Below are 6,691 nucleotides of genomic sequence, written 5' to 3' on the forward strand. Positions count from 1 at the left end.
GCCGCGTCCCCGACGCCACCGCACCCGATGACCGCGACGGAGTCGCCGCGTCCGACGTTCCCGGTGTTGATGGCGGCACCGATACCCGCCATCACCCCGCACCCCAGCAGCCCGGCGACAGCGGCCGAGGCGGCCGGGTCGACCTTGGTGCACTGACCGGCCGCGACCAGGGTCTTCTCGGCGAAGGCACCGATCCCGAGGGCCGGCGACAGCTCGGTCCCATCCAGCAGGGTCATCCTCTGCCTGGCGTTGTGCGTGTTGAAGCAGTACCACGGGCGCCCACGCAGACACGCCCGGCAACTCCCGCACACCGCACGCCAGTTGAGGATCACGAAGTCACCGGGGGCGACATCCGTGACACCCTCCCCCACCGACTCCACGACCCCGGCCGCCTCATGGCCGAGCAGGAACGGGAAGTCGTCGTTGATCCCGCCCTCGCGGTAGTGCAGATCGGTGTGGCACACCCCGCAGGCCTGGATCTTCACCAGCGCCTCGCCCGGTCCGGGATCCGGCACGAGGATCGTCTCCAGGCTGACGGGGGCACCCTTCCCCCGCGCGACGACAGCACGGACCTGGTGAGTCATGGCCACTCCTCGGCTGATTCAAACCTGGATGTTGCTCATTACGGCACACATCTCATGTGCCGCAACACAGCATCGGGGAGCGCCGAGCGGCGGTCAAGGATCCGGAGGCCGCCGGACACTATTCGGCCGCGCCCACCCGTACTCGGAAGCACTCCCGCGTCAGGGGGTCCGCAGGGTCGTGGCCGACTTGTACGTGCGCAGCACCGGGGCCGTTTCGATGCGTGTCACCGCCTCCCATGCCACGCGCCGCGTCAGGTACGCGTGGAGCGCCTCCGCGTCCGGGCACAGCGCGTGCGCGACCAGGTTCGTCGGCCCGGTCGTCGCCGCGACCAGCGCGAGTTCCTCGTGGTCGGCCAACGCGGTCGCCACCGCGTCCAGGTGGGCCGGCGCGACATGCATCCACAACAGCGCCGACACCGTGATGCCCAGCAGTGCCGGGTCGACGTCCACATCGAAGAAAAACGCGCCGCGCGCCCGCAGTTCGGCGAGTCTTCGGGCCGCCGTCGACGCCGTCGTGCCGGTCGCCGCCGCCAGTTCCGCGTAGCTGAGCCGCGCGTCCTCGCGCAACGCGTCCAGCAGCACCCGGTCCGTGTCGGTCAGCAGGTACGGCTCTTCGCCGGGGGCCGGGACGCCACTGTCTGCTCCGTTTCCGGTCGCGTCCCGTTCGGCGCGCAGCCGGGCCTGCTGGTCCTCGTCGAGGACGTTCACCCGGCCCCGCCACGCGGTCGGCCCGCCGAGGTAGGTGTGCAGCAGGTAGTGCGCGGAGACCGAGGTGATCCCGGCGGTGCGCGGGATGTCGCGCAGCAGCAGCGCGTGCGCGTCCGGGCCGGACGGTGCCGTGTGGATGATCGCCACGATCTCCGTACCGCCGGACGTCAGCCGTACCCACGAGGTGTCCGGCCGCCGGGCGAGCGCCACCGCGATGTCGTGCGCGCTGCGCGTCACGGCCGTCAGCCGTACGAACCACTGGTGCGCGCCCGAGCTGTGCGGCGTCGGCAGCGTCACCACCCGCAGACCGGCCTGCGCGTACATGCGCCGGTAGCGGCGTACGACAGTCTGCGTCGAGGAGCCGAGCACCTCGGCGATGAGCGTGAAGGGTGCCCTCGCGTCCACCTGTAGGGCATGGATCAGACCCCGGTCCAAGTCATCCAGTACGAGCATGTCCAGCAAACTAGCCGACTCCGATGGAAGTAATCACCTATCCATAGAGGAGAAATGGAAGCCGATGCGGGTGCGCGGGCACGGTGGTCACCGGCCCGCCACGACCACCCGTATCCCTGGGCCGTGTCCCTGGACCCGTTTCCCTGGAGGCGACCACATGTCCCGAACCACCGACGTGTCCGCGCCCGCGCCCTACCGATGGCGCTGGACCGCGCTCGCCGCGCTGCTCGCCGCCGAGGCGATGAACCTCCTCGACGCGACGATCGTCCAGGTCGCCGCCCCCGTCATCCACACCACCCTCGGCGGAGCGGACACCACCATCCCGTGGTTCAGTGCCTCGTACACCCTCGCCTTCGCCCTCGGTCTGCTCACCGGTGCCCGGCTCGGGGACATCCACGGCCGCAAGCGGGTCTTCCGCGCCGGGGTCATCGCCTTCGCCGTGACCTCGCTGGCGTGCGCGTTCGCGCCCACCGCCGCCGTCCTCATCGCCCTGCGCGCCCTGCAAGGGGCCGCCGCCGCCGCGATCATCCCGCAGACGTTCGGGCTGATCCGCGCCATGTTCGACGGCGCCGAGCTGTCCAAGGCCCTCGGCATGATCGGCCCTGTCATGGGGCTGTCCGCCGTCGCCGGCCCCGCGCTCGGCGGTGTCCTCACCCACGCCGACCTGCTCGGCACCTCCTGGCGTGCCGTGTTCCTCGTGAACCTGCCCCTCGCCGCCGCCGTCCTGGCGGCGGCACCCCGGCTGCGTGAGGACCGGGCCCCCGTCCGCCCCCGACTCGACCCGGCGGGCACCGCGCTGGCCATGCTCGGCATCGCGCTGCTGGTGTGCCCGATCGCCACCGGGCATCCCGGGCCCGTCGCCTGGGCGACCTCGGCGGGCGGCGCCGTGGTCCTCGCGGTGCTCGTCGCGCAGCAGCGCCGTACCGCCCGCCTCGGCAAGGCCCCGCTGATCGAACCGGCCCTGCTGCGCGGCCGGGTCTTCCCCGCCGCGCTGGCCACCTCGACGCTGTTCTTCGCGGTCATGAACGGCGTCATGATCACCGTCGTCCTCCACCTCGAACTCGGCCTCCACTACGGGCCGCTCGCCGCCGGACTCACCCTGCTGCCCTGGTCCACGGGGCTGGCCGTGGCTTCCTGGGCCGCCGGAGCCCACCTCACCCCCCGGTACGGCACCCGAGTCATGCACGCCGGAATCGCCGTCTTCGCCGCCGCGCTGGTCACGGCCGCGCTCGCCTACCGCGCCGCCGCCCCCGGCGCCTACCCGACGGCCGTACCGTTCGCCCTCGCGCTGGCGGGGCTGGGCACCGGCCTGTTCACGCCACCCTTCTTCACCACGGCGCTGGGGGTCGTCGGCGCGCAGGAGACCGGGTCGGCGGCGGGGCTGCTCAACGCCGTCCAGCAGCTAGGCGGGACCCTCGGCGTCGCGCTCATCGGCGGTGTCTACCTCGGCGCGACCGGCGGCGCCCGCACTGCCGCCGAACACGCGCTCGTCGTGGCCGCCGTACTGCTGGCCGCCACGGCGATGGCGGCCGGCGCGATGACGGCCAGCCGCCGTACCCGACCGGCGGAACCCGCCAGGGAGGCGGCCGGCCAATGACGTACTCAGACGTTCCTCCGATACTGCCCCCCGATCTCGAAGAACGCCTCCGTCACCTGTCGGAGTGTGCACACCCGGGCGGCGGCCATCAGCGCCTCGAAGGCGTTGTCGCCACCCACGGCCGCCTCCTTCAGCCGGGCGAGCGCCCGCGTGGCCTCCGCCCCGTGGGCGTTCTGGAAGTCGAGGACGCGGGCGAGCTGGGACTCCTTCTCCGTCTCCGTGGCGCGGGCGAGTTCGACCTCGTGGGACGCCCCCTCGCCACCGGGCCGGCGGAAGGTGTTGACGCCGATGATCGGCAGCGTGCCGTCGTGCTTGCGCTGCTCGTACAGCATCGACTCGTCCTGGATGCGCCCGCGCTGGTACCCGGTCTCCATGGCCCCCAGCACCCCACCGCGCTCGTTGATGCGGTCGAACTCGGCGAGCACGGCCTCCTCGACCAGGTCGGTGAGCTGGTCGATGATGAACGACCCCTGGAGCGGGTTCTCGTTCATGGCGAGGCCCCACTCGCGGTTGATGATGAGCTGGATCGCCAGCGCCCGCCGCACGGACTCCTCGGACGGGGTGGTGACGGCCTCGTCGTAGGCGTTGGTGTGCAGGGAGTTGGCGTTGTCGTAGATGGCGATCAGACCCTGGAGGGTGGTGCGGATGTCGTTGAAGTCCATCTCCTGGGCGTGCAGCGAGCGCCCGGACGTCTGGACGTGGTACTTCAGCTTCTGGCTCCGCTCCCCCGCCCCGTACCGCTCCTTCATGGCGACGGCCCAGATCCGCCGGGCGACCCGCCCGAGCACGGAGTACTCGGGATCCATCCCGTTGGAGAAGAAGAAGGAGAGATTGGGCGCGAAGTCGTCGATGCGCATACCGCGCGCCAAGTAGGCCTCGACGTAGGTGAATCCGTTGGCGAGGGTGAAGGCGAGCTGGCTGATCGGGTTCGCCCCGGCCTCGGCGATGTGGTAGCCGGAGATGGACACGGAGTAGAAGTTGCGGACCTTCTGCTCGATGAACCACTCCTGGATGTCAGCCATCATGCGCAGGCTGAACTCAGTGGAGAACAGGCAGGTGTTCTGGCCCTGGTCCTCCTTGAGGATGTCGGCCTGGACGGTGCCGCGCACGTTCGCGAGCGCGTGCGCCCGCAGCTCGGCGGCTTCCTCCGCCGACGGGTCGCGTCCCTCCGCCTCCCGGAACTTGTCGATCTGCTGGTCGATGACGGTGTTGAGGAAGAAGGCCAGGACGGTCGGCGCGGGCCCGTTGATCGTCATGGACACGGAGGTGGTCGGCGCGACGAGATCGAACCCGTCGTACAGCGCCTTCATGTCGTCGAGGGTGGCCACGGAGACCCCGGACGTGCCGACCTTGCCGTAGATGTCGGGGCGTTCGTCGGGGTCACGGCCGTAGAGGGTGACGGAGTCGAAGGCGGTGGACAGGCGGGTCGCGGGCTGGCCCTCGGAGAGCAGCTTGAAGCGCCGGTTCGTACGGAACGGGTCGCCCTCACCCGCGAACATCCGCGCCGGGTCCTCACCGTCGCGCTTGAAGGGGAACACGCCGGCCGTGAACGGGAAGAGGCCGGGCAGGTTCTCGCGGCGCCAGAAGCGGACCAGCTCGCCGTGGTCGGTGAAGCCGGGCAGCGCGACGCGCGGAATCCGGTTCCCCGACAGGGACTCGCGGTTCAGCTTCGTACGGATCTCCCGGTCCCGTACCTTCACCACCTGCTCGTCGCCGGAGTACGACGCCACGACCGCGGGCCAGTTCGCGATCTGGTCGCCGATGTCGTGCGGGAGTTCCCGGCGGGCGTCGCCGAGCAGCGCGTCCACACCCTCCGCATCCGCGCCCGCCTCGACCAGCTCACCCTTGACGGCATCGAGCCGCTGCACGCGCCGGGCCGCCTCGGCCAGCACGTCCGTACGGGAGTGATAGGCGCGGACCGTCTCCGTGATCTCGGCGAGGTAGCGCACCCGCTCGGCGGGCACCACACGCCGGATGCCGGAGGAGTGCCGTACGGAGACCGGCGCGAGGGCGCCGTCGGCCACCGGCAGCCCCAACTCACCCAATCCGGCCCGCAGATGCTGATAGAGCGCGGTGACCCCGTCATCATTGAACGTGGCCGCCGAGGTCCCGTACACCGGCATGTCCTCCGGCCGCTTCCCGAACGCCTCGCGGTTGCGCACCAGTTGGCGGCCCACGTCACGCATCGCGTCCTTGGCGCCGCGCCGCTCGAACTTGTTGATCGCCACGACGTCGGCGAAGTCGAGCATGTCGATCTTCTCAAGCTGCGAGGCGGCGCCGAACTCCGGCGTCATCACGTACAACGACGTGTCGACGTACGGCACGATGGCCGCGTCGCCCTGCCCGATACCCGGCGTCTCGACAATGACCAGGTCAAACCCGGCGGCCTTGACGACATCGATCACGTCGGACAGGTGCTCGGGCAGCTCACGGCTGCCGCGCGTGGCGAGGCTGCGGAAGAAGACCCGGCTGCCGTCGAGGGAGTTCATCCGGATCCGGTCACCGAGCAGCGCCCCACCACCGCGACGCCGGGTCGGGTCGACGGCGATGACAGCGATCCGCAGCTTGTCCTGCTGGTCGACACGGAACCGCCGTACGAGTTCGTCGGTGAGCGACGACTTCCCGGAGCCGCCGGTGCCGGTGATGCCGAGCACGGGAGTGACCCGCGCGGCGGCGGCGGCACGCACCTGCCCGAGCAGCTCCTCCGGCAGTTTGCCCAGCTCGGCGCCGGTGACGGCGCGGGCGATGGCGAACCGGTCACCGGTGAGAACGGCGGCGGCATCGACGGCCTTGCTGTCCCACAGATCGAAATCACAGTCCTTGACGACCGAGTTGACCATCCCGGCGAGGCCCATCCGCTGCCCGTCCTCCGGCGAGAAGATGGTCACGCCGCTGCGCCGAAGCCGAGCGATCTCGTCAGGCACGATGACACCGCCACCACCCCCGACGACCTGGATGTGCTCGGCCCCCTGCCCACGCAGCGACTCGACGAGATACTCGAAGTACTCCACATGCCCGCCCTGGTACGACGAGACGGCCACGCCGTGCGCGTCCTCCTCCAGCGCCGCGTCCACGACCTCCCGCACCGACCGGTTGTGCCCCAGATGGATCACCTCGGCGCCCTGGGACTGGAAGATCCGCCGCATGATGTTGATCGACGCGTCATGCCCGTCGAACAGCGCGGAAGCCGTGACCAGCCGGACGGGGTGCACGGGGCGGTGGAGATCGTTCATGGTCATGGGGGCCTTCCCATTTACTTGGACGTCCTAGTAATCAGGATACTAGGACGTCCAAGTAAATGCGGAAGGGGCGACACATCCTCCGGCCCGCACATCCAGCCCGTCCGGCG

Annotated in this window: 4 protein-coding genes; 1 reads left to right on the plus strand and 3 read right to left on the minus strand. The window is 70.5% G+C overall.

Annotated features, from left to right (window positions below):
* Together AOK08_RS32845 and AOK08_RS32850 are read right to left on the minus strand one after the other, a co-directional pair.
* Window positions 1–584 (minus strand): alcohol dehydrogenase catalytic domain-containing protein (locus AOK08_RS32845; RefSeq protein ID WP_157876885.1); only part of this gene is annotated, 584 nt, incomplete at its 3' end.
* 159 nt (window positions 585–743) lie between these two features.
* Window positions 744–1,745, minus strand: coding sequence for an Lrp/AsnC family transcriptional regulator (locus AOK08_RS32850; RefSeq protein WP_055532844.1), 1,002 nt, complete (start codon window positions 1,743–1,745; stop codon window positions 744–746).
* A 157-nt stretch (window positions 1,746–1,902) separates the two neighbouring features.
* On the opposite strand from AOK08_RS32850, the gene AOK08_RS32855 reads away from it, so the two are divergent.
* Window positions 1,903–3,342, plus strand: a complete 1,440-nt coding sequence (locus AOK08_RS32855; protein WP_055532843.1) for an MFS transporter — start codon at window positions 1,903–1,905, stop codon at window positions 3,340–3,342.
* A 5-nt stretch (window positions 3,343–3,347) separates the two neighbouring features.
* On the opposite strand, the gene icmF is transcribed toward AOK08_RS32855, so the two are convergent.
* Complete coding sequence (gene icmF / locus AOK08_RS32860) at window positions 3,348–6,575, minus strand: fused isobutyryl-CoA mutase/GTPase IcmF (protein WP_055532845.1); 3,228 nt, start codon at window positions 6,573–6,575, stop codon at window positions 3,348–3,350.
* Window positions 6,576–6,691 lie beyond the last annotated feature (116 nt).

Source organism: Streptomyces graminilatus, assembly GCF_001418565.1.
Lineage (GTDB): Bacteria > Actinomycetota > Actinomycetes > Streptomycetales > Streptomycetaceae > Streptomyces > Streptomyces graminilatus.

What these genes read in the sequence shown, in the direction of transcription:
- AOK08_RS32850 (WP_055532844.1), bottom strand. Translation starts at nt 1,745, where the DNA reads ATGCTCGTACTGGATGACTTGGACCGGGGTCTGATCCATGCCCTACAG.
- AOK08_RS32855 (WP_055532843.1), top strand. Translation starts at nt 1,903, where the DNA reads ATGTCCCGAACCACCGACGTGTCCGCGCCCGCGCCCTACCGATGGCGC.
- icmF (WP_055532845.1), bottom strand. Translation starts at nt 6,575, where the DNA reads ATGAACGATCTCCACCGCCCCGTGCACCCCGTCCGGCTGGTCACGGCT.